This window comes from Cloacibacillus porcorum, from assembly GCF_001701045.1.
GTDB classification, from domain to species: Bacteria; Synergistota; Synergistia; order Synergistales; family Synergistaceae; genus Cloacibacillus; species Cloacibacillus porcorum.
This window is the reverse complement of the sequence record NZ_CP016757.1, coordinates 2,647,162-2,669,618: the sequence shown is the minus strand read 5'-3', so window position 1 is coordinate 2,669,618 and position 22,457 is coordinate 2,647,162. Positions and strand designations below refer to the sequence as shown.

The 22,457-nt window shown below is 58.1% G+C and carries 17 protein-coding genes; 14 read left to right on the top strand and 3 right to left on the bottom strand.

The window, feature by feature from the left end; all coding sequences use genetic code 11:
* Nucleotides 1-404: 404 nt before the first annotated feature.
* Entirely contained in the window at nt 405-4,619 is a 4,215-nt protein-coding gene (locus BED41_RS12155) for an acyl-CoA dehydratase activase (protein WP_066746683.1), read from the bottom strand.
* Between the two features lie 145 nt (nt 4,620-4,764).
* Entirely contained in the window at nt 4,765-5,139 is a 375-nt protein-coding gene (locus tag BED41_RS12150; RefSeq protein WP_066746681.1) for a hypothetical protein, read from the bottom strand.
* A gap of 860 nt (nt 5,140-5,999) precedes the next feature.
* Between BED41_RS12150 and hisS the strand changes: the two genes are divergently transcribed.
* The 7 genes from hisS to msrB all read left to right on the top strand — a co-directional run bounded on the left by hisS (nt 6,000) and on the right by msrB (nt 13,383).
* A complete protein-coding gene (hisS, locus tag BED41_RS12140; protein WP_066746676.1) occupies nt 6,000-7,250 on the top strand; it encodes a histidine--tRNA ligase in 1,251 nt (416 codons plus the stop codon).
* A 36-nt stretch (nt 7,251-7,286) separates the two neighbouring features.
* Nucleotides 7,287-9,074 carry an aspartate--tRNA ligase gene (gene aspS, locus BED41_RS12135; protein WP_066746673.1) on the top strand — a complete coding sequence of 596 codons (1,788 nt, stop codon included), beginning with the start codon at nt 7,287-7,289 and terminating at the stop codon, nt 9,072-9,074.
* 345 nt (nt 9,075-9,419) lie between these two features.
* Nucleotides 9,420-10,115: a metal-dependent hydrolase gene (locus BED41_RS12130; protein WP_066746670.1), complete on the top strand. Its 696-nt coding sequence runs from the start codon at nt 9,420-9,422 to the stop codon at nt 10,113-10,115.
* Between the two features lie 82 nt (nt 10,116-10,197).
* On the top strand, nt 10,198-10,737 hold the full coding sequence (locus BED41_RS12125; protein WP_066746668.1) for a nitroreductase family protein: 540 nt from the start codon (nt 10,198-10,200) through the stop codon (nt 10,735-10,737).
* Nucleotides 10,738-10,879: 142 nt separating this feature from the next.
* The gene (locus BED41_RS12120; protein WP_066746665.1) at nt 10,880-11,719 is read left to right on the top strand and encodes an AraC family transcriptional regulator; all 840 of its coding nucleotides are present in this window, start codon (nt 10,880-10,882) and stop codon (nt 11,717-11,719) included.
* Nucleotides 11,720-11,726: 7 nt separating this feature from the next.
* Nucleotides 11,727-12,149 carry a DUF2000 domain-containing protein gene (locus BED41_RS12115; protein ID WP_066746662.1) on the top strand — a complete coding sequence of 141 codons (423 nt, stop codon included), beginning with the start codon at nt 11,727-11,729 and terminating at the stop codon, nt 12,147-12,149.
* A 112-nt stretch (nt 12,150-12,261) separates the two neighbouring features.
* Nucleotides 12,262-13,383: a peptide-methionine (R)-S-oxide reductase MsrB gene (gene msrB, locus BED41_RS12110; protein WP_066746659.1), complete on the top strand. Its 1,122-nt coding sequence runs from the start codon at nt 12,262-12,264 to the stop codon at nt 13,381-13,383.
* A 355-nt stretch (nt 13,384-13,738) separates the two neighbouring features.
* Here msrB and BED41_RS12105 read toward each other — a convergent pair whose 3' ends face one another.
* Nucleotides 13,739-14,086 (bottom strand): helix-turn-helix domain-containing protein, encoded by a 348-nt coding sequence (locus tag BED41_RS12105; RefSeq protein ID WP_066746658.1) that lies wholly within the window; start codon nt 14,084-14,086, stop codon nt 13,739-13,741.
* Between the two features lie 197 nt (nt 14,087-14,283).
* Between BED41_RS12105 and BED41_RS12100 the strand changes: the two genes are divergently transcribed.
* The 7 genes from BED41_RS12100 (at nt 14,284) to BED41_RS12070 (ending at nt 22,454) form a co-directional block, all read left to right on the top strand.
* Nucleotides 14,284-15,606, top strand: a complete 1,323-nt coding sequence (locus BED41_RS12100) for a GumC family protein (protein ID WP_066746656.1) — start codon at nt 14,284-14,286, stop codon at nt 15,604-15,606.
* Between the two features lie 306 nt (nt 15,607-15,912).
* The gene (locus BED41_RS12095; RefSeq protein ID WP_066746653.1) at nt 15,913-16,668 is read left to right on the top strand and encodes a nucleotide-binding protein; all 756 of its coding nucleotides are present in this window, start codon (nt 15,913-15,915) and stop codon (nt 16,666-16,668) included.
* Nucleotides 16,669-16,670: 2 nt separating this feature from the next.
* The gene (locus BED41_RS12090) at nt 16,671-18,020 is read left to right on the top strand and encodes a nitrogenase component 1 (protein ID WP_066746650.1); all 1,350 of its coding nucleotides are present in this window, start codon (nt 16,671-16,673) and stop codon (nt 18,018-18,020) included.
* Nucleotides 18,017-19,237 carry a nitrogenase component 1 gene (locus BED41_RS12085; protein ID WP_066746648.1) on the top strand — a complete coding sequence of 407 codons (1,221 nt, stop codon included), beginning with the start codon at nt 18,017-18,019 and terminating at the stop codon, nt 19,235-19,237. The genes BED41_RS12090 and BED41_RS12085 overlap by 4 nt, the downstream gene beginning before the upstream one ends.
* Entirely contained in the window at nt 19,234-20,325 is a 1,092-nt protein-coding gene (locus BED41_RS12080; protein WP_066746641.1) for an ABC transporter substrate-binding protein, read from the top strand. The genes BED41_RS12085 and BED41_RS12080 overlap by 4 nt, the downstream gene beginning before the upstream one ends.
* A 3-nt stretch (nt 20,326-20,328) precedes the next feature.
* The gene (locus BED41_RS12075; RefSeq protein WP_066746639.1) at nt 20,329-21,330 is read left to right on the top strand and encodes a FecCD family ABC transporter permease; all 1,002 of its coding nucleotides are present in this window, start codon (nt 20,329-20,331) and stop codon (nt 21,328-21,330) included.
* Nucleotides 21,327-22,454, top strand: a complete 1,128-nt coding sequence (locus BED41_RS12070; protein WP_066746635.1) for a TM1266 family iron-only hydrogenase system putative regulator — start codon at nt 21,327-21,329, stop codon at nt 22,452-22,454. The genes BED41_RS12075 and BED41_RS12070 overlap by 4 nt, the downstream gene beginning before the upstream one ends.
* Nucleotides 22,455-22,457 lie beyond the last annotated feature (3 nt).

Sequence of the window (22,457 nt, the reverse complement as noted above, 5' to 3'; positions counted from 1 at the left end):
AGAACCGAAGGTCAACTCTCCCTCAGTCTCGGCGGAAAAACACCGCCGAGCCAGCTCCCTCACAGAGGGCGCCTTTAAGGGCAAAGTCAAAAGATAAATCGCTATTTACCTCTTTTCCCACCCAAAGGAAATCGGCGTTTATAAGCAGAGAACCAAAACGCTGATTTTGCGTTTTGTGTGATTCGCTTAGTTTCTTCATCAGAAGTGCGAATAACGAAATGACTGGGGGCTTGGCAAGCGGAGGCGCACTAAAGTGCGGTGACCGCAAGGCAACGTTCCCGCCGCTGGGCGGGGACATTTTCAAATTATCCATATTGCCGCTACATGCGGATGCGTCTGCCGCAGCATTGACAAACCCTCAGTTATGAAGTTAGTCGTGCTTATAAACGCCGATTTACGCCGATTTACCGGGCGGTAGCCATCAAAAGTTTAATCCTGTTCAGCTGGTTCGTTGTGCTCACGCTTGCGTCATAGTCCAGCGGCAGGATATTCGCGCCCTTGAAACGGCGCTTGAGCTCCTTGATGACCCCCTTGCCCGTGATATGGTTCGGCAGGCAGGCGAAGGGCTGGACGCAGAGCACATTCCCCACCCCGCCCTCGATGAGCGCTATCATCTCCGCGGTGAGCAGCCAGCCCTCTCCGGCCTGGTTTGCCTGCGAGACGACATCGCCGCTGAGCTTCGCGAGCTCCTTAATATTATGCAGCTCGCCGAAGCGCGTCCCCTTCAGAGCCCTGACGATCGGGGCCTTTATCCTGTCGAGCACCCACATGCCGGCTTCGCCGGCGGCGCGGGGCCAGAAGCCTCCCGCGAGGTGCTTGTTGGCATATACCGGATCGAAAAGACAATAGGAGAGGAAGTTGCCCATGTCCGGCACCACCGCCTCACCGCCCTCCTCCTCAATAAGTTCGATGAGGCGTTCGTTGGCGTTCGCGTGATACTTGACGAGTATCTCTCCCGTGATGCCGACGCGCGGGCGCTTGATATTATCGATCGGCACGGCGGCGAAGTCCCGCGTCATCTCCATGACGTCCCGGCGGAAACGGAACCAGCTTCCCGCGCGTATATTGTCCTTAATGTGCTCCGCCCACAGGTCGTGAAGCCTCATCGCCGCGCCCCTCTCGCGCTCGTAAGGGCGCGTGCGCAGCAGCAGGCGCATCAGCAGGTCGCCGTAAAAGAGGCCGAGCAGCGCGCGCCAGCCGACGCGCGGCGGCAGTTCGAACCTCTCCGCCTCGCCCTCCTTCTGGCGGTTGAGCGCCATCACGCGCACCTGCGGGAACCCCGCGGCGTCGAGAGCGCCGCGCAGGAGATGTATATAGTTGCTCGCGCGGCAGGCCCCGCCCGTCTGGGCGTAGAGGCAGTCCGTGCGTCCCGGGTCGTAGAGGCCGCTCTTCAGCGCCTCGATAAACTGGCCGACGACCATCATCGCCGGATAACAGACGTCGTTGTTGACATAGCGCAGCCCCAGCTCCACCGTCTCGCGCGTCCCCTCCGGCAGCACCTTGAAATTCGTGCCGCTGCCCTCAAAGGCGGTCTCCAGGAACTGGAAATGGAAGGGCGAGAGGGGCGGACATAGCAGCGTCCGTCCCTCGGGGCGGACGGCGGGACGTCCCATTTTGAGCGGCGGCTCCGTATAGGCTCCAGCGCCGTTCCTCTCCGTCTTCATCGCCGCGAGCAGCGAACGTATCCTGATCTTGACGGCGCCGTTGTTCTTCCCCTCGTCGATCTTTATCAGCGTATGGAGCTTGCCGTGGCGCGTGAGGATATCCGCCGTCTGTTCCGCGCTGATGGCGTCCAGCCCGCAGCCGAAAGAGTTGAACTGCACGAGCTCCACATTCCTGAACCCAGGGTGCTTCGCCGTCACCATCGCGGCGCGGTAGAGGCGCGAATGATATACCCACTGATCCACTGCCCCGACCTCACCCGCCTCCTCAAGGCCGTCTGCGAGGCCGCAGATCGAATCCTCCGTGAAGAGCGTCACGCCGTAGCTGCCGATAAGCTCCGGGATGCCGTGATTGACCTCCGGCGACAGGTGATAGGGGTGTCCAGCGAGGACGATGCCGATGCCGCCGTGCTCGTTCAGATAGGCGAGCGCCTCTTGCCCGAGTTTTTCCACGTCCGCCCTGTAAGCGGCGCGCGCCTCTTCTGCGAGTTTGGCGGCGCGTCGCAGCTCGTCTTTCGTGACGCCGAAGGCTGCGAGCGCGCCGGAGAGCGTCTTTACCAGCGCCGCCTCGTCCTCAATGGCGAGCGCCGGCTGGATGAAATTCACCCCTTCGCCGCGCAGGCGGTCGATATTGAGCCGCGCCACGTCGGGATAACCGGTGATGATGGGGCAGTTGTAATCGTTCTGCGCCCCGGCGAACTCCCGCCTCTCGTGGAGGATCATGGGATAGAAGATATTCTTCACGCCGCGCTCCAGCAGCTCCGTGATATGGCGGTGCACCAGCTTTGCGGGATAGCATACCGTCTGCGAGGGGATCGTCTCGATGCCGAGGTTCTCGTCCGGCGACTTTGAAGATAACTCCACGCGGAAGCCAAGCTCCGTAAAGAGGGTGAACCAGAAGGGATAATTTTCATAAATATTGAGCACGCGCGGAATGCCCAGCGTGCCGCGCGGCGCTTCGGCGGCGGCCAGCGGCCTATAGTAGTCGAAAAGCCGCCGGTACTTCTTTTCAAAGAGGTTCGGCGGCAGCGGCCCCCTGTCCTCCTCGGCGCCGCCGCGTTCGCAGCGGTTGCCGGATATATAGCCGTGCCCGTCGGGAAAGCGCGTAAGCGTCAGCAGGCAGCGGTTGCCGCAGCCGCCGCAGTTCCGCGTCGTCACCGTCGTCTTGAATTTGTCCAGCGCCGCCGCACCGAGCAGCGAACTCTTCGCCCCGCGGCGCTCCTTAGCGATCAGCGCCGCGCCGAAGGCTCCCATCAGCTCCGAAATATCGGGGCGTACCACCTCGCGCCCCGTCACCAGCTCGAAGGCACGCAGCAGCGCGTCGTTCCTGAAGGTTCCGCCCTGCACGACGATGCGGCTGCCCAGCTCCGCGGGGTCCTTGATCTTCAGCACCTTATAGAGCGCATTCTTAACGACGGAATAGACGAGCCCTGCGGAGATGTCGCGCACCGGGGCCCCCTCCTTCTGTGCCTGGCGCACGCGCGAATTCATAAATACCGTGCAGCGCGAACCGAGATCCACGGGCGAATCCGACTCCTCGGCGGCGCGGGCGAACTCGTCCATCTCCATATTAAGCGACTTCGCGAAACTCTGGAGGAAAGAGCCGCAGCCTGAGGAACAGGCCTCGTTGAGAAACACGCCGCTGATCACGCCGTCCTTGATGCGCAGGCACTTCATATCCTGCCCGCCGATATCGATCACGAAATCCGTCCCCGGAAGGACGAAGTCGGCGGCCTTCGCGTGCGCAACCGTCTCCACCTCGCCGACGTCCACGCCGAAGGCGGCCTTTATCAGCTTTTCGCCGTATCCCGTGACGCCGCTGCCTCTGATCGTTATACCCTCCGGCATCAGCGAATAGAGCTCCGAGAGCGTCTCGCGCACCGTCTCAAGGGGGTCGCCGACGCCCGTCAGGCGATATCTTGAAAACAGCAGCTCGCCGCCGCCGCCGATGAGGACCATCTTTGTCGTCGTGGAGCCCACGTCTATTCCGAGGTACGCCTCGCCCTGATAGTCCCGTATATCGACGCGCTCTGCGTGGCAGGCGGAATGCCTCTCACGGAAGGCCGCGAGCTCGCCCCTGTCCCGGAAGAGCGGGCGCAGCTTTGAGCCGCGCTCCTCGCGGTGGGAGACGAAGAAATTCTCCGCGCGCCGCTGCAGGATGTCGGCATCCACAGCGCCCTGCATCTTCGCGCTGATCGCCGCGCCCATCGCGACGAAGAGGTGCGGATTCTGCGGGAAGATAGACTGTTCAGGCGGCAGGCGCAGCGTCTCCGTGAAGCGTCTCCGCAGCTCCGAGAGGAAATAAAGCGGGCCTCCGAGGAAGGCGACCCGTCCCGCGATCTTCCTGCCGCAGGCGAGGCCGCTGATCGTCTGATTGACGATAGCCTGGAAGATCGAGGCCGCGACATCCTCGCGCGAAGCGCCGTCGTTCAGCAGCGCCTGCACGTCCGTCTTGGCGAATACGCCGCAGCGCGAGGCGACGGGGTAGATCGTCTTATGCCCCTTGGCGAGCTCATTGAGCCCCGCGGCGTCCGTGCCGAAGAGGGAGGCCATCTGGTCGAGAAAGGCCCCCGTGCCGCCGGCGCAGGTCTCGTTCATGCGCTGTTCGGCTCCTGACTCGTCGAAAAAAGTTATCTTCGAGTCCTCGCCGCCCAGCTCTATACACACGTCGACACCCGACAGAAAGCGCGTGATGCTTGCCGTGCAGGCAATCTGTTCCTGTGTGAAGGGCACGTTCATGCCCCGCGCGATCTCCAGCGCGCCGGAGCCCGCCATCGCGAGCGTGAGCTTCGCGCCGGAAAAACTATCCTTTATGTCGCCGACAAGCCGCTCCACAGCTGTGCGGATATCGGCAAAATGCCGGCTGTACCGGTAAAATATAATTTTGTCATATTCATCGAGGACGACTGCCTTCGCCGTAGTCGAACCTATGTCGAGCCCCGCGTGAAGAAGTTCCATCGCTGCTCCCCCCTGATCATTATGGATAAAGACGCCGCGTCAGCGGACCACCCTCCGGCGGCCGCTACGTTTTGACGACACTGTCCGCCGCGCCTCTTAAGGGCGCGGTTTAAAAAAGTCTGCGGTATTCAGAGAAAAAGGGGGATTATTTCCTCGCGACCATGTCGGAGGAAGGGTGTGATTCCTGTTCGCTGCCGATAAAAATATCCCAGAGAGCCCAGCTTCTTGTACGTTCCGCGGCAAGATTCAACCCGTCCGAAAAGGCTTCGGAGATGGCCCTGGGCGCCGGGGCGGTCATTACCGATAAAGATGAGAGGCGCGTCTCCGTCGTGCGCTGCGAGAGCGTTGTGGAAGAGATGCTTTTCATCGCCTCCATGACGTAGATGCTGCCACGGTCCTGGAGACAGGAGGCCGACGGACCTTCGCAGGCGAGTAATAAAAAGGCCTGCACAATGATATAAAAGGCCGTCACCATCATGGCGCAGCTATATCTTTTGTGTAAACCGCAAATATATTCCATGAGACCGCCTCCTTTACCACTAATAGATTATCATATTTTAATAAAAAAAGCATATTCCTGTTTAAAATAAAGATATTCCATCTGTGATATCAGTAAAATACGCAGAGTTTACGGCGTCTCCCGTATCCGGGAGATTTCCTTGGGATGGAAAAAAGCGGTTTAGCCCCGATGGGGGAAACGATCAATAGCGGTTTAGCTTCGGGGGAGTAAAAGATAAATAGCGGTTTACCAAAGATTTTGGCGCCCTCTGTGAGGGAGCTGGCTCGGCGATGTTTTTCGCCGAGACTGAGGGAGAGTTGACCTTAGGTTCTCCCGCGGCTTTTGCCGTGGGCTCTGTTTGGCACGGGAACCGCGCCAAACAGAGCAACACTTCTTCCGTCAGCCGCCAAAAGCAGGCGGCCGACACCTCTGATGTAACTACCAGCCGAATCGCACGAAATCAAAGATTTCGGCTCTCTGGCCGCCTCGGAGAGGGAGGCTGTAAGGGCAAAGTCAAAAGAAAGGTTAAACCGCTATTTATTTTTTACCCTATCAAAAGCTAAATCGTTATTTATCTCTTTTCCCCGTCCATAGGAAATCGACGTTTATAGGGCGGGGGTATCTCGGCGTTGTGCATAGCGTGCGCGGCGCACTTTGCTACGATCAACTCCGCTTCGGAGAGGGTGAAGCACTGCCTGCATAAGAGAGCCGATAAAGGGTAAAAATTTTTTCTCTTTTGTCTTGTCTTGCTATGTACTTATGAAGTATTATATTCATTTGAATAACGGGAATTATTTTTTCCGAGGGGCGGCCCGGCGGCTTTTATGGCCGCGAGGATGAGCCCCGCTGGTCAATCAAAAACTTACCGGGAGGCGGTTGGGATGGAAGCAGTCAAGGCGCCGCGTGGAACAAGGGACATACTTGGCGACGAGTCTTGGAAGTGGGCCTATGTAACGCAGATGTGCCGCAATGTTGCGGATGATTATGGATATAGAGAGGTACATCTTCCCATCTTCGAGCATACGGAGCTTTTCTGCCGCGGAGTCGGCGAGACGACTGACGTCGTCGAGAAGGAGATGTACACCTTCACGGACAAGGGCGGCCGCAGCATTACCCTGCGCCCGGAGCTGACCGCTTCGATGGTGCGCTCTTATCTGGAAAATGAAATGAATAAGGGCACGCAGCCCGCGAAGCTCTGGAGCATTGGCCCGATGTTCCGTTATGAGCGTCCGCAGAAGGGGCGTTACCGCCAGTTTGTGCAGCTCGACATCGAGGCGCTCGGCGCGCAGGACGCCTTTGTGGATCTCGAGGTGATCGATTTTTCGATGGAGCTTTACCGCCGTCTCGGTCTCTCGAATTTGCAGGTGGTGCTTAATTCGGTCGGCTGTCCCAAGTGCCGTCCCGTTTACCGCAAGGCGTTGCAGGAGTATCTGCGGCCGCGCTTTGACGAGCTCTGCGATTCCTGCAAGAGCCGCTTTGACCGTAATCCGCTGCGCATTCTGGACTGTAAGAGCCCGATATGCAAGGAGATCACGGAGGGTGCGCCCTCGGTTATGGATCACCTCTGCGACGAGTGCAAAGAGCACTTTGAGCAGCTGCAGCGCGGCCTGGATAAGATCGGCGCGGTGGTCAAGCATGACAAGCGACTTGTGCGCGGCCTGGATTATTATACGAAGACGGCCTATGAGATTCTTTCCGGCGATCTCGGCTCGCAGAACGCGGTCTGCGGCGGCGGGCGTTATGACAATCTCGCCGAGGCGATCGGCGGTCCGCATGTGCCGGGCGTCGGCTTCGCCTCCGGCATCGAGCGCGTCATTCTCACGATGGAGGCGCAGGGCTGCTCTTTCGGCAGGAAGCCGGAGAATAAGGTCTATGTGGTGGCCGCCGAGCCCGACGCGCGTCTTGATGCGATGAGCCTGATGCGTACGCTGCGCATGAACCGCATCTCCGCCGATATGGATTATATGGGCAGGGCGATGAAGGGTCAGATGAAGACGGCTGGCGCCTCCGCGGAGTATGCCTGTATCCTCGGCATGAGCGAGGTGGAGAGGGGCGTCGTCACTCTGAAGGATCTTAAAGAGGGCGTGCAGGAAGAGCTGACGGTGGAGCAGATCGTCAATAAGCTTAAATAATCATAGAGAATATTTTCAGATAAAGAGGGATGACCGATGGACCGACATTATGACGCCTCCTGGCAAAGAACCATGTATTGCGGGGCTCCGCGCCTTGAGGACGCAGGAAAAGAGACTGTACTTAACGGCTGGCTCAGGTGCCGCCGCGACCTTGGTGGGATAATTTTTATCGAGCTGTGGGACAAGACGGGTGTGACGCAGGTTGTTTTTAACCCCGAGCTGAACGCCGAGGCGCACGAACGCGCGGGCGCGCTGCGCAGCGAGTATGTGCTTGCCGTGAAGGGCAGGCTGCGCCGCCGTCCCGAGGGTACGGAGAATCCCGAGCTTGCTACGGGAGCCGTCGAGCTGTTGGTCGACGACTTTATCGTGCTCGCGCCGGCGAAGCTGATACCCTTCGAGCTGGATAACGCAGACAGCGTCAACGAAGATCTGCGCATGAAGTACCGCTATCTTGATCTGCGCCGCGAGTCGATGCAGGCGAATCTCAGGACGCGCCACGAGGTGACGCGCTACACGCGCAATTATTTCGGCGATAACGGTTTTATCGAGGTTGAGACGCCGATGCTTACGAAGTCTACGCCGGAGGGCGCGCGCGATTATCTTGTGCCGAGCCGCGTCAACCCCGGCAAGTTCTACGCGCTGCCGCAGTCGCCGCAGCTTTTCAAGCAGCTGCTGATGGTCAGCGGCTGTGACCGCTATATGCAGATCGTCAAGTGTTTCCGCGATGAGGATCTGCGCGCCGACCGGCAGCCGGAGTTCACGCAGATAGACCTTGAGATGAGCTTTATCACCGAAGAGGACATTATGACGCTCGTCGAGAATTATCTCGCGGGGCTTTTCAAGGAGATCAAGGGCGTGGAGGTAAAGACGCCCTTCCTGCGCATGACCTGGGACGAAGCGATGAACAAGTACGGCATCGACAAGCCCGATATGCGTATCCCGCTGGAGATGGTGCCGCTTGAGGAGGTTTTCGCCGGCGGCGAGAATCCCTTCGCGGCGCTGGTTGCCGGCGGCGGCACGATCAAGGGGCTGCGCCTGCCCGGCGGCGCGGCGCTCTCGCGCAAGGAGCTCTCGGATCTCGAGGGACGCGCGAAGGCGCTGGGCGCGAAGGGTATGGCGAATTTCCAGGTCAAGGAGGGCGAGCTCAAGGGGCCGCTCGTGAAGTTCCTTGACGAGGGCCGTATCGCGAAGCTCAAGGAGCTTTCGGGGATCGAAAACGGCGACGCGCTCTTTATCATGGCCGACGAGAGCTGGCGCAGGGCCTGCGAGATTTTGGGGCAGATCCGCCTTGAGCTCGGACGCGAGCGCGGGCTGGTGGAGGAGGGCTTCCGCTTCCTTTGGGTGACGGAGTTCCCGCTCTTTGAATGGGACGATGAGACGGGCCGCTATACCGCCGTCCACCACCCCTTTACCGCGCCGATGAACGAGGATATGGAGTATCTGCTCAGCGAACCGGGCCGTGTGCGCTCCCGCGCCTATGACGTGGTTCTCAACGGAACGGAGCTGGGCGGCGGTTCGATAAGGATACATAACCCCGAGATGCAGCAGAAGGCCTTCCAGGCGCTGAACTTCACGCCGGAGGCGGCCAGGGAGCGTTTCGGCTTCCTGCTCGACGGCCTCAGCTACGGCACGCCGCCGCACGGCGGACTGGCCATCGGCCTTGACCGCCTCGTAATGCTGATGACGGGCAGCAAGTCGATCCGTGACGTAATGGCCTTCCCGAAGAATCAGAAGGCCCAGTGCCCGATGACGGAGGCCCCCTCCGAGGTCGAGGCTAAGCAGCTTGATGAGCTCTCGATCAAGACGATCGAACCGCTGGTTTAAGAGCGATAGAAGATAAGAAACAATCAAGCCGCCGCAGAGATGCGGCGGCTTGATTGTGTTTGTACGGCTTCTTACTGTCGCCGCTGTGCATCGCTGCCGAGGTGACAGATTATAAAATGGAATTAAGCCGGAACCCTGTCCGGCGCGGTTGGTGTCAAATTGCATTTCCCCTGGCGTTTCCCCGCGATGGTTTTTCTCCGGAGTCCTGGCCAAAGTTACGTAAAGGCCACAGGTTTGTAAAAATTCTTCTTCGGTAAATATACCATATTTATTTTTTATTGGGATACATTATAATAATTAAGTAGTAACGGATAAAAATAAATTTAGTGCATGGAGGTATAATTTATGCCGAAACTTCGTTATCTTGGACACAGCGCATTTTACATTGAGGGTACGGGGCTCAAGGGGCTCATCGACCCATTTCTTACAGGCAATCCCAAAGCGGCGGCTAAAGCGGCCGATTTCACCGATATCAACGCGATCTTCCTCACCCACACGCACGGCGACCACCTGGGCGACACCGTCGAGATAGCCCTGCGCACGGGCGCGACCGTCTATACCTGCAACGAGACTGCGGCCTGGCTCACCTCCAAAGGCGTCAAGACCGAGGGGATGCATATCGGCGGACGCGCGCGGTTTCCCTTCGGCAGGGTGAAGCTCACCCCCGCCTGGCACGGCGATCCTATTATTGAGGACGGCGAGACGCGTTACGGCGGCATCGCCTGCGGCTTCGTCATTGAGGTGGACGGCAAAAGGGTCTATCACGCGGGCGACACGGGGCTGACGATGGAGATGAAGCTACTTGAGGCGGAGAAAATAGACGTCGCCTGCCTGCCGATCGGCGGCTATTTTACGATGGATATCACGGACGCGGCGCGCGCCGTCGACTTTATTCATCCGATCAAGGCGATCCCGATGCACTATGATACCTTCCCGAAGATAAAGGCCAATCCCGAGGACTTTTCAATGGCCGTCGCCGAGGCCGACCTGCTGGGGACGGAGATTGTGATTCTGGCTCCCGGCCAGACGCTCGAGTTTTAGCCGCCGCCGGCGGATCTGATCGGCGAAATAAACGCGTCAGGTTTTGCCGCGGCGGATCGTTTGATTATAAGGAGGCATACCAATGAAGGATTTTTACGAACTGGCACAGCGCCGTCAGAGCTGCCGCAACTTTAAGGATAAGGCGGTAGACGGCGAACTATTGGTGCGCTGCGTGAAAGCGGCCTCGCTTGCTCCCTCGGCCTGCAACAGCCAGCCCTGGAAGTTCGTCATCGTTACGAACGATGAGAAAAAGGGCGCGCTCGCGAAGCTGGTGCAGGAGATCGGACTCAATAAATGGGCGGAGGCGGCTCCGGCATTTATCGTCGTCGCCGAAGAGGCGGCGCCGGTACTGATGCCGATCGTCGTCGAACATTACGACTCGAAGCGCTACTCCGAGGGAGACGTTGGCATGGCGACGGCCTATCTCATTCTTGAGGCGGCGGAACAGGGGCTTGGCTGCTGCATCATCGGCACCTTCAACGACGCCGATGTTAAAGCTCTGCTGGGGCTGCCGGAGGGCGACACCGTGCGCGCGGTCGTGGCGCTCGGATATGCGGCGGACGAGTCCGTGCGTCAGAAGAAACGCAAGGATGTCAGCGAGATCGCGAAGATCATCGACTGACGGACCGCGTGGTTGGTAGGTAAAAGTTTAAGAGGGGGATTTTTCCTCTCTTTTTTTTGTCCGCGCGCGGCGGGTGCAATATCGTTCAAGAAAGGCGGCGGCGCGTGTGGTAGTATGACAGCGGCAGGGAGGGATGCGTATCATGGCGGCCGAGGGAGAAGAGCGCCGCGTCTATTACGACGGCGATTTAGAGATCGAGGCGTACAGGCTCAGCGGGATAGTGCAGAAGTTTCCGAATCACTTTCACGACTGTTATGTGATCGGGCTGATGATTGGCGGCAGACGCCATCTCTGGTGCCGCGGCGCCGAGTACGACCTGTCGGCGGGGGATATCGTCCTCTTTAACCCGCGCGACAACCATTGCTGCTCGCCGATTGGCGGGGAGGCTCTCGATTACCGTGCCGTGAATATCGGGCCGCAGGTGCTTTCACGGCTGCTGCGAGAAACGGGGCTTGGCGCTGAGGAGCTCTGTTTTGCGAAAAACGTGCTCTTTCAGAGCGATATTGCCCAGCCGCTGGCGGCTCTCTACGACGCCGTGGCGGAGCGCGCTCCGAAAATGGAGCGCGAGGAGGCGCTCTTTTTTCTGCTTGAACAGCTTATCGATGAGTGCGCCGCGCCGCGAAGCGAAAGCGGCGGCGATGAGCGGATAAGGCTGGCCTGTGGCTATCTGGAAGAGCATTTCGCTGAAAATGTCGCCCTCGGCGACCTCACGGCGCTGACCGGATACGGCAAGTCTTACCTCATACGTTCGTTTACTAAGGAGACGGGACTCTCTCCATACCGCTACCTCCAGACCGTACGGCTCGGCAGGGCTAAGCGTTTTCTCGAAAGCGGCGTGCCGCCCGTCGAGGCCGCCGACCTGGCGGGCTTTGCCGATCAGAGCCATTTTACCAATTTTTTTAAAGAATTTACCGGCGTGACGCCAAAACAATATCAGCGGATATTTTGTTCCGGCGTCGCCCCGTCAAAGGGAGATGCGTGACTCAACTATGGAAGTTCAGAATGAAAAATGCGTGATGGTGATAGACGAGGAGCTGCCTCTGGGGCTCATCGCAAACACCGCGGGGATCATCGGCATCACGCTGGGAAGACACCGGCCTGAGACCGTCGGCCCAGATGTGCTCGATAAGAGCGGTCGGGCGCACCTTGGCGTGATTGAGTTTCCCGTGCCGATACTGCGCGCCGGTAAGGAAAAACTGCGCGCCATAAGAGCCAGACTATACGAACCGGAATTTTCCGCGCTGCTGACGGTGGATTTTTCCGACGTCGCTCAGAGCTGCAAAAATTACGAAGAATACATCGAGAAATCCGCCGCCGTGGAGGAGGACGAACTCCATTATTTCGGGATCGGGATATGCGGCGCGAAAAAACTCGTCAACAGACTGACCGGCGACCTGCCTTTGCTTAGGTAATATCCATACTGTAAAAATTCCGCCATATCATTCGCCTTCGGCTCTTTTTAAATGTAATAATTAGTGTTACAATAGTTATGAAACAATAATTATTACGATTTAGGGAGGGCCAATGAGAAAGAGTATATTTCAGCTTTTGGTATTTTCGTTGATATTGGTCGTCGGCGCGGCGGTTTTTACGCTGCGCGCGGCTGAATCCAGGGAAGATAATGGAAAGACTCATTCAAAGGAGGCGCGGATGACAGTGGTAAAAGATCCAACATATACGAAAAAGGCGGGAGAAGAGGTTATCTACCTCGCGGGAGGATGCTTCTGGGGGCTTGAGAAATACATGGAGGGCATACCAGGAGTGATCGACGCCGTATCCGGATACGCGAACGGCAGGACGGACGACGAGGTGAATTACAGGCAGGTCTGCACCGGCACGACCGGCTATAAGGAGACGGTGCGCGTCGTTTACGACCCGAAGAGGGTATCGCTTGAGACGCTGCTCTTCGCCTTCTTTAAGATAATCGACCCCAGCGTTCGGGACAGCCAGGGAAACGACGTCGGCACGCAGTACCAGACGGGTGTCTTCTATGCGGACGACGCCTCGGAGGCCGTCGTCCGGCGTGTCGCCGATATCGAGAAAGGACGCGCGGAGGAGGGTTTCTATGTGCTTATCGAGCCGCTGCGGATCTTTCACCGGGCGGAGGAGTATCATCAGGACTATCTTACGAAAAATCCCGGCGGGTACTGCCACATCACGCGTGAGGAGATGGATGAGGCGAAGGATATCAAAGTCGACGCTGCCCCGTACCGTAAGCCGTCGGACGACGAGCTGAAAAACAGGCTGACGGAGAGGCAGTACGCGGTCACCCAGAAAAGCGCCACCGAACCGCCCTTCGACAACGAGTATTATAATAACGAAGAGCGCGGCATCTATGTTGACGTCGTGACGGGAGAGCCGCTCTTCTCCTCAAAGGACAAGTACGGCAGCTCCTGCGGCTGGCCGGCCTTTACGAAGGGCATCGACGACGGCGCGATGATCTATAAAGAGGACGGCTCATTCGGCATGCGCCGTACCGAGGTGCGCAGCCGCGCGGGAGATTCACACCTTGGCCACGTCTTTACCGGTGACCGCGAGTCGCCGAACGGCACGCGCTACTGCATAAACAGCGCCGCCCTGCGTTTCATTCCCTACGAAGATATGGACAAAGAGGGATACGGCGAATTTAAGAAGTATGTGGAATAGATGACAGCGGGGCCGGAGAGTATCCTGGCCCCGCTGTTTTTGTCCGACCGTGATGCCTTACAGGCGGTTATACGATAAAATTATCGCCGGCCAGTAGTTTTTCACAACTGTGTCTGCAATTCTATCAACACTAACTGCCTGTTGTCGGTTCTTCGCTAATGTTGCAGGTAATCTCATTCTGCCTCTGCCGGTTGTATATTTCGTCAGGGTTTTTGTATGGTTATCGCAAAGCCCCTAATATCGTTTAACTAGACATTATGTGGCAGCGGGCTAATTTCTTTCCCTTCTTTATTCCTTATATAATATGGCGTATCAAGGCCGGCCCCATTGGATGTTTGCCTAGGCTTCTGCTTTGTCACGGTTTCTCCTTAGACAGAAATTCCTGGTAACGCATGAACTTTATCACTTCATCGCGTTTGGCTGGATCGAGCGAGTTGAAGAGATTGAGAAAAATATCATCCATTTTAGCCTGCGCCGTCTTTACTTGTGTTTTATCGTCGGGGTCAGTCAATCCAATTAAGAGATAATCCGTCGACACATGGAACGTTTCGGATAGGTAAATGATATTGTCGACGGTAGGTGCATTTTCGTCATTTTCCCACGAAGAAATTGTGACTCGCGAAACGCCAAGCAATTCAGCGAGTTTTTCCTGAGTGATCCTATTGAGTTTACGTACTTCCCTTATCCTGTCTCCTATTGTCAAAAGCTTCTCACCTCTATGTAAGAAATACCTTACAGAGAGGAGTCTTCGCTGTCTGTAATATAATACCTACAAAATAATGTAGTAAATTATTGACAAAAGGCAGGATTTATCTGATAATGCAGATTAATATATGATGGTAGGCACATCGGTAATATTGCTTGAATAATAAGTTGTTCTTTAAAAAGGGGCGTATTTTCATGGACAAGGAAACATATCCAGTCATGCGCAATGATTTTGACGGCTGGCGCGATGACTCGGAGATAGATTTGGTCGATATCATCGATTCTTTGTGGAAGCATAAAAAGCTGATCGCGGCCTTTGTGGCGGTCTGTCTCATCTGTGCTTCCGCCTACCTGACGGTGACGCCGCGATCCTATGAAAGCCGCACGACCCTGCTCTTTCTGCCTCCTATACCCTCCGAGATAGATACGGAGGGCCGCGGCGGCGTCATGCTCACCCCCGATACCTATATTACGCTTGCGACGGCGGAGGATCTGCTGGACGACGTGATAAACTTGGCCTACGCCGACGAAAAGACGGAATACCGGCCTACGACGGACGACATGCGCCGTAAAATGAAGGTCCAGCTGGCGAAATCTGCGGAATCCGCCAAGGAAATACCCAATCAGATGACCATGACAGTATCCTTAAAAGATAAAGACCCTAAAAAGGCGATGAATGCGCTGAACATCTGGAGTTCGCTCTTTATCAAACGCAACGCCCAGCACTTTGTCGACCGTGCCGGTTCTTCTTTTGAATTCATCGGCGAATCGGTAAAGACTGTAAAAACTGATCTGGAAAAGACCGAAGACAGGCTGCTCGCCGCCCAGAGGGCCGACTCCATCCCCATGCTCAAAGCTCAGCTGCAGACGACGGAAAAGCTCTATTCCGAATTTCTCTCCCAATACAACAAAGACGTAGTCGCGCTTCCGCCGCTTGTGGCGAAGGCAAAGGCCGCGGAGAAGCTGCTCTCTTTGGAGAGTGAAACCAAATCTTTATCCAAAGGGATGAGCAAGGAGGCGCTTTGGAATTTTCTCTCTAAGAGCCTCAGCGATTCCGAACTTAAGAGTCTGCGGGAGCTAAATATAGAGGAAGAGCTTCTGAATAATCAGTATTCATATCTCAAGACAGTTTTAGCGAATACCCAGCTGGAGATATCATCGCTTAACGCCTCAATAAAAGACTTGAAAGCGAAGACTTCCAGTCTGAAAAAAGAACACGCTGCGATGTATGCGAAGTTACTTGGGATGGAGACAGAGGTCGCGCGCCTGCAGCGCGAAAAAACGACGCTGCAGGAATCGTATGTAGACCTCTCTAAGAAATACCAGCTCTCGCGCATTACCACCGTGGAGGCGACCGACCCGATCAAAATCGTGGAAAAGCCGATCCTGTCCCGCAAGCCCGTATCGCGCGGCGGATTGAAGATACTTTGCCTGGCCGGACTGTTGGGGCTCTTTATGGGCATTACAGCATCCCTGCTTATGGAGATGATCTCCAGGAAACGGGAACAGGAGGCGTAGCTTTTACCGCTGCCTCGCCGCCATTTTATCTCTTTTCTGCCGTGCCTAAAGTTATAGGCAAAATCGCCTAAATCGGCGGCGGGAGTCAATGGTGTTGTAAACACTATCCCTGGCCTCTTGCCGCTGTCTCTCTATTGTGCTAAGATTCACCTGTGGCTGAATTTTAAATAAAAATCGTTCTGAATTGACGATGATTCGTTCGGAGTCGGAAGGCGTAGCATAAAAAGAGATGGGGTCCCCAGAGGTCGCCATTGTCTCCTTTCGTCCGGCGGGCGGAGGGTTTTTTTATTCTGAGGGGTGTGGAAGATGATAAAGATCGCGATTTACGGCAAGGGCGGCATCGGGAAGTCTACGACGGCTTCGAATATAGCGGCGGCCTTTGCGCAGTCCGGCATGCGCGTGATGCAGATCGGCTGTGATCCGAAGGCCGATTCGACGGTGAATCTGCGCGGCGGCGGGGCGGTGCCGACGGTGCTTGAGCTGATCAAGAAAAAAGGGGAGGCCCTCACGCTGGAGGAGATGGTGACTCCGGGTTTCGCGGGCGTGCTCTGCGCCGAAGCTGGCGGCCCCGCGCCGGGGCTGGGCTGTGCCGGGCGCGGTATCATCGCCGCGATGGAAAAGCTGAAGGAGAGGCGCGCCTTTGAGATCTATCAGCCCGACGCGGTGATCTATGATGTACTTGGCGACGTGGTCTGCGGCGGTTTCGCGATACCGATCCGCGAGGGCTACGCGGAAAAGGTATTCGTCGTCACCTCCGGCGAGAATATGGCGATCCACGCGGCGGCCAACATAGCCGCGGCGGTGGCGAACTTCCGTTCACGCGGTTACGCGACTCTCGGCGGCGTGATCCTCAACCGCCGCAATGTGCCGCGCGAGGAGGAGAAGGTGGCGGAGCTTGCCGCCGACGTCGAGTCGCGGGTGGTTGGCGCGCTCAGCTTCAGCCCCGTCGTCCAGCAGGCGGAGGAACGCTGTCAGACGGTGCTGGAGGCCTTTCCGGACAGTCCGATGGCGGAAGAGTACCGAGAGCTTGCGCGGCGTGTTTTCGCCGCCTGCGGCGAGTAAAGATGATAGACCTTCACAATACCGACTGGAGCGGGGCCTCTGTAAAGATAAAAGACGCGGCCTCCCTTACTCCCTATGAGTATGGCGTCGAATACGGCTCGCCGGCGCGCGGCCTGTGGAACATCGTTCACACGGGAATGCTGTTGCCGGAGAGCCACCAGATATTCGTCTGCGCTCAGGGCTGCCTGCGCGGCGTAGTGCTGACGGCGGCGGAAATGGGGGCGCAGGACCGCTTTTCGACGATCGCCGTCTGCGAGAACAACGTCCTTGACGGCGATATGGAGGCCCTGATCATCGACGGGGTGACCGACGTGCTCCGCAAACTGCCGAAGCTGCCGAAGGCGGTGCTTGTCTTTACGAGCTGTGTGCACCACTTTATGGGCTGTGACCTCGATTATGTCTACGCGAAGCTGCGCGAGCGTTTCCCGCAGCTCTTTTTCACCGATTGCTATATGTACCCGATAATGCGTAAGACGAAGACGCCGCCGGACCCGATGGTGCGCATGCGTCTTTACAGTTTTCTCACGCGGCAGAACATCTGCGACGAGAAGTGCGTCAACATAATCGGCAACAACTACCCGACGGAGGATTCCGCGGATTTCGTGCGCATGCTGCGCGGCGCGGGCTTTGAGCTGCGCGATATTACACGCTGCCGCTCCTTCCGTGAATATCAGAGGATGGCGCACAGCAGGCTTAATATTGCCTACATGCCGCCCGCGATCCCCGCGGTGCGCGACCTGAAAGAAAGGGCGGCGATTGATTACCTCTATCTGCCGCTGAGTTACGATTATAAAGAGATCAGGGAGAACCTCGAAAGGCTTGCCGACTGCCTTGACATCCCGATGATAGATACGGCGCTGCTCGAGGCGGAGGCGGAACGCGCGGTATCGACCGCCGCGAGGCTTCTCGGCGAGACACCGGTGACGATAGACTATACGGCGACGCCGCGCCCCCTGGGACTTGCGGAGCTGCTGCTTGAGCACGGCGTCAGAGTGCGCACCGTCTACGCCGACGTCTTCATACCGGAAGAGCGTCCGGTCTTTGAGCGGCTGCGGGAGAGGTATCCCGAGCTTGAGCTCTGCGCGACGGTGCATCCGAAGATGGTGCTGCGCGCCGGCGGCGCGCGCGCTGCCGCGGCGGAGGCCGGCGGTGAGCCGGAAAAGGTCGTCGCCATCGGTCAGAAGGCGGCCTATTTCTGCGATACCCCCTATTTTGTCAATATGCTTGAGGGCGGCGGCTTTTGGGGGTTCGACGGGATCGTCCATCTCGCGGAGGCTGTCTGCGACGCGGTGATCAATGAAAAGGACACTAAAAAGATAATCCAGATAAAGGGATGGGGGTGCTGCTGTTGAGGCAGACATGCGCGATTCTCTCCACCTATACCGCCGACGTTTCGGGCGTCTGTTCGGCGCTCTATGAGATGGGCGGCATGACGGTGATGCACGACGCCTCCGGCTGCAATTCGACCTATAACACGCACGACGAGCCGCGCTGGTATGACATACCTTCGTTGGTATTCATCTCGGCGCTCGCCGAGGTTGAGGCGCTGATGGGCGACGAGGAAAAGTTGATCGGCGACGTCTGCCGCGCCGCGGAAGAGCTGCGGCCGCGCTTCATCGCGCTTGCAGGAACGCCGATACCGATGATGATGGGCACCGATTTCAAGGGAATCGCCCGCGTCATCGAGGAACGCACCGGCATTCCGACCTTTGGCTTCGCCACCAATGGAATGAACTCATATAATGTCGGCGCGGGGATGGCCCTCGCCGCCGTCGCGCGCCGCTTTTGCGATCCCGGGCTGACGCCGCCGCCGCTGGCGGAGGGCGAACGCCCCTCGGTCAATCTGCTCGGCGTGACGCCGCTCGACTTTTCCGTGCGCGCTGCCCCCCGTTCCGGCGAAGCCGGGACATTAAAGATTTCCCAAGGGGGCAAGCCTGCGGGTGCGTCTGCCGTGTGCGGCAATGTCGAGGCTATGAAAATGGTATTTGAGGATGCCGGTTTTCATGTCAACAGTTGCTGGGCGATGGGCAGTCCGTGGGAGGAACTTATGAACGCGGGCCGCGCCCACGTCAACGTCGTCGTCTCATCCTGCGGCGCGCCTTTGGCCGAGGCGCTGCGCGAGATATACGGCACCCCCTCGGTCACCGGCCTGCCGGTAGGCGATTCGGTGGCGCGCGAGCTCTTTTCGCTCATAGATGAGGCGGCGCAAAGGGGCGGCGGGTTATCGCTGCCGCTGCCGATAACGGAGCCGGGCGGCAAGGTCTTCGTGATCGGGGAGCCGGTGCAGAGCGCCTCTATTGCCCGCGCGCTGGAACGCGACTACGCGATGCGCAACGTCCGTATGCTCGCGCCGCTCGATTCCCCTGACGAGGACGAGGTCTTTCGCGCGCTGCGCGAGGCGCGGCTCGTGATCGCCGATCCGCTCTATAAACCGGCGCTGCCGAAGCACTACTGCCGCTTCATCGCGCTGCCGCACGAGGGCTATTCGGGGCGCATATTCAGAGATAATATCCCGCTCATAATGGGCGGAGAGTTTAACAGGTGGATAGAGAGGGAGCTTGCGTTATGAAAATCTTTGCCGCGCTGCTGATGGGCGCGATGATACTGGCGAACTGCGCCGGTGCGGAGGCCGCGCGCGTGATAACGGATGAAAACGGCGACAGGGTCGCGCTGCCGGAGAAGATCGAGCGTATCGCGGTGGTCGGCATACTGCCGTTCCCATCGGTGGTGACGGTCTTTCTCGGTTCGGCTGAGAAACTGGTGGGCATTCCCCCCGCGTCGATGGGCGCTGCGAAGGCCGGCTTGCTCGGCGAGCTCTTTCCCGAAATATTGAAGGCGCGCACGGAATACACCGCGGGGCTCGACCTCAACATCGAGGAGCTGATGAAGCTGCGCCCCGACCTCGTATTTTACCTCGCTGGCAGCAAAGAGATGGGAAAGATGATAAAGAACGCCGGAATACCGGCGGTGGCGATCTCGCCGACGAAGTGGAATTACGACGTGCTGCGGACCTATGACGAATGGATAAAGACGCTGAGCCAGATATTCCCCGAGAGCGCGAAGAGCAAAGAGGTCTCTGCCTACAGTAAAAAGGTCTACGCCGACATTCAGAAGAAAGTTGAAAAAATAAAGCCGGAGGAGCGTAAAAAGGTGCTCTTCCTCTTCCAGTACGACGACAAGCGTATGGTGACCTCGGGCCGGAGCTTCTTCGGCCAGTACTGGTGCGATGCGGTGGGGGCGAAGAACGCCGCGGAGGAGGTGCCGGCCGACAACTCCAACGCCATGATCACAATGGAGCAGGTCTACAAATGGAACCCGGACGTCATCTTCATCACCAACTTTACCCCCGCGCTGCCGGACGACCTCTATAAGAACAGGATCGGCGGCCACAACTGGGACAACGTGAAGGCGGTGAAGGAGCGCGCCGTCTACAAGATGCCGCTGGGGACGTACAGGAGCTACACTCCCGGCGCCGACACTCCCGTGACGCTGATGTGGATGGCGCAGAAGGTCTATCCGGCCCTCTTCAAGAATATCGACATGAAAAAAGAGGTCCGTGACTACTATAAGAGGCTCTACGGCATTACGCTCAGCGAAACGCAGATAAAACAGATGTACAACCAGGGACGCGCCTCCGCCGCCGGTTTCACCAAGTAGCCGATGAAGGGAAGAACGGCGCTTATCGCATTTACGGCGGCGCTTCTTGTTGCCGCCCCGCTGGCAGCGGTCACCGTCGGGAGATTTCCCCTCTCTATCGGAGAGACCCTTTCCGTGCTCTGCCCCTGGCTGGGCGCCGGAGAGCCGCCGCAGATGGTGCGCGACGTGATAATCAATATCCGCCTGCCGCGTATACTGCTCGCCATGCTCGCCGGCGCGGGGCTCGGCGTCGCGGGCGGCGCCTTTCAGGCGCTATTTTCCAACCCGCTGGCGACGCCCGATACGCTGGGTGTCGCGACTGGCGCCTCTTTCGGCGCGGTTTTGGGCATATTGATGGGGCTGCCCTCGTTCCTCGTGCAGCTTTTTGCGCTTGCCGCGGGAATCGCCGCTGTGGCGCTCGTCGTCTTTGTGAGCCGCGTGCGCGGCTCCTCCTCGGTGATCATGATGATACTGGCGGGCATGGTCGTCAGCGCGCTCTTTTCCGCGCTTGTATCGCTTGTGAAATACGCCGCCGATCCGCAGGATGTGCTGCCGTCGATAACCTTCTGGCTGATGGGCAGCCTGTCGGGAACGACGCGCGCGAGCCTCGCGATGGGCGCGCCGCTGATCGCCGCCGGAATGGCGCTGATCTGGCTCTTCCGCTGGAAGCTCAACGCGATGACGCTCAGCGAGGATGAGGCGACATCACTGGGAATAAACGTAAAGCGCGTCAGGCTGCTTGTGATAACTGGCGCGGCGATGATCACGGCCTCCGTCGTCTCGATGTGCGGCCTCATCGGCTGGGTGGGGCTGCTCATCCCGCACGCGGCGCGTATGATCTTCGGAAACGACAACCGCAGCGTAGTCCCCGCGAGCATGGCGCTGGGGGCGCTCTTTATGCTTGCGATAGACACCGCGGCGCGCAGCATTACCGCCTCCGAGATACCGGCTTCGATATTGACTGCCGTCATCGGCGCGCCGTTCTTTATCGTCCTGCTGCGAAAGACGGGGGGAATAAGGGCATGAAGATGTACAGCGCCTCCGAATGCCCGCGCGGAGGAAATTCCGCGCAGGCGGTCAACAGCGCCGCGCAGTTCGAGGTGCGCGGCGGCTGCTTCAGCTACTCCGCGGGAGAGGAAAACCTCTGCGACATAAATTTCAGCGTCAGTGAGCCGGACATCCTCTGTATCCTCGGGGCCAACGGCGCGGGAAAGACGACGCTCATGAAATGCATGCTGGGACTGCGTCCGTGGAGCGCGGGCGCCTCGTACCTCGACGGCGTCGATATAAAAAGGCTGCGGCCGAAGGAGTTCTGGCGCCGTGTCGGCTATGTGCCGCAGGCGAAACTCTCCTCCTTTGTCTACACCGTGCGCGAAATGGTGCTGCTGGGCCGCAGCGCGCACATGAACGAGCTTTCGATGCCGAAAGAGCGCGACGAGCGCGCCGCGGACGAGGCGCTTGCGCTGGTTGGTATCGCACATCTGCGGGACAAGCTGTGCAGTAAAATAAGCGGCGGCGAATACCAGTTGGCGCTCATCGCGCGCGCTCTCGCCGCGGAACCCTCGCTTCTGGTGCTCGACGAGCCGGAGTCGAATCTGGACTTTAAGAACCAGCGGCGGGTGCTTTCGACGATCTCGACGCTCTGCAAAGAGCGCGGCATCGCGGCGGTGATCAACACCCACTACCCGGAACACGCGATGGACATATCGCAGCGCGCGCTGCTGCTGATGCCGGACAAAAGCGCGGTCTTCGGCGGCACGGTAAACGTGCTCACTGAGGAAAACCTCAGGCGCGCCTTTGAGATACCGGTACACATACACCGCTTCAAAGTGGGGAAGCGTGATTACGCGAGCATCCTGCCCCTGGGCGAGAGCGAGATAAAACAGACGGAGAGGCTGATAGAGATGGAGACGAGAATAGCGCAGATCGGAATAATCGTGGAGGACCCCGCGGCGGCGGAAAACATCAACCGGCTGCTGCACGAATACAGCGACTGTATCATCGGCCGTATGGGGATGCCGTACAGGGAGCGCAACATATCGATCATCAGCGTGATAATCGACGCGCCGAACGAAAAAATAAGCGCCCTCTCGGGAAAACTCGGCATGTTCCCCGGAGTGAGCGCGAAGACAGTATATTCAAAAATCTAGGAA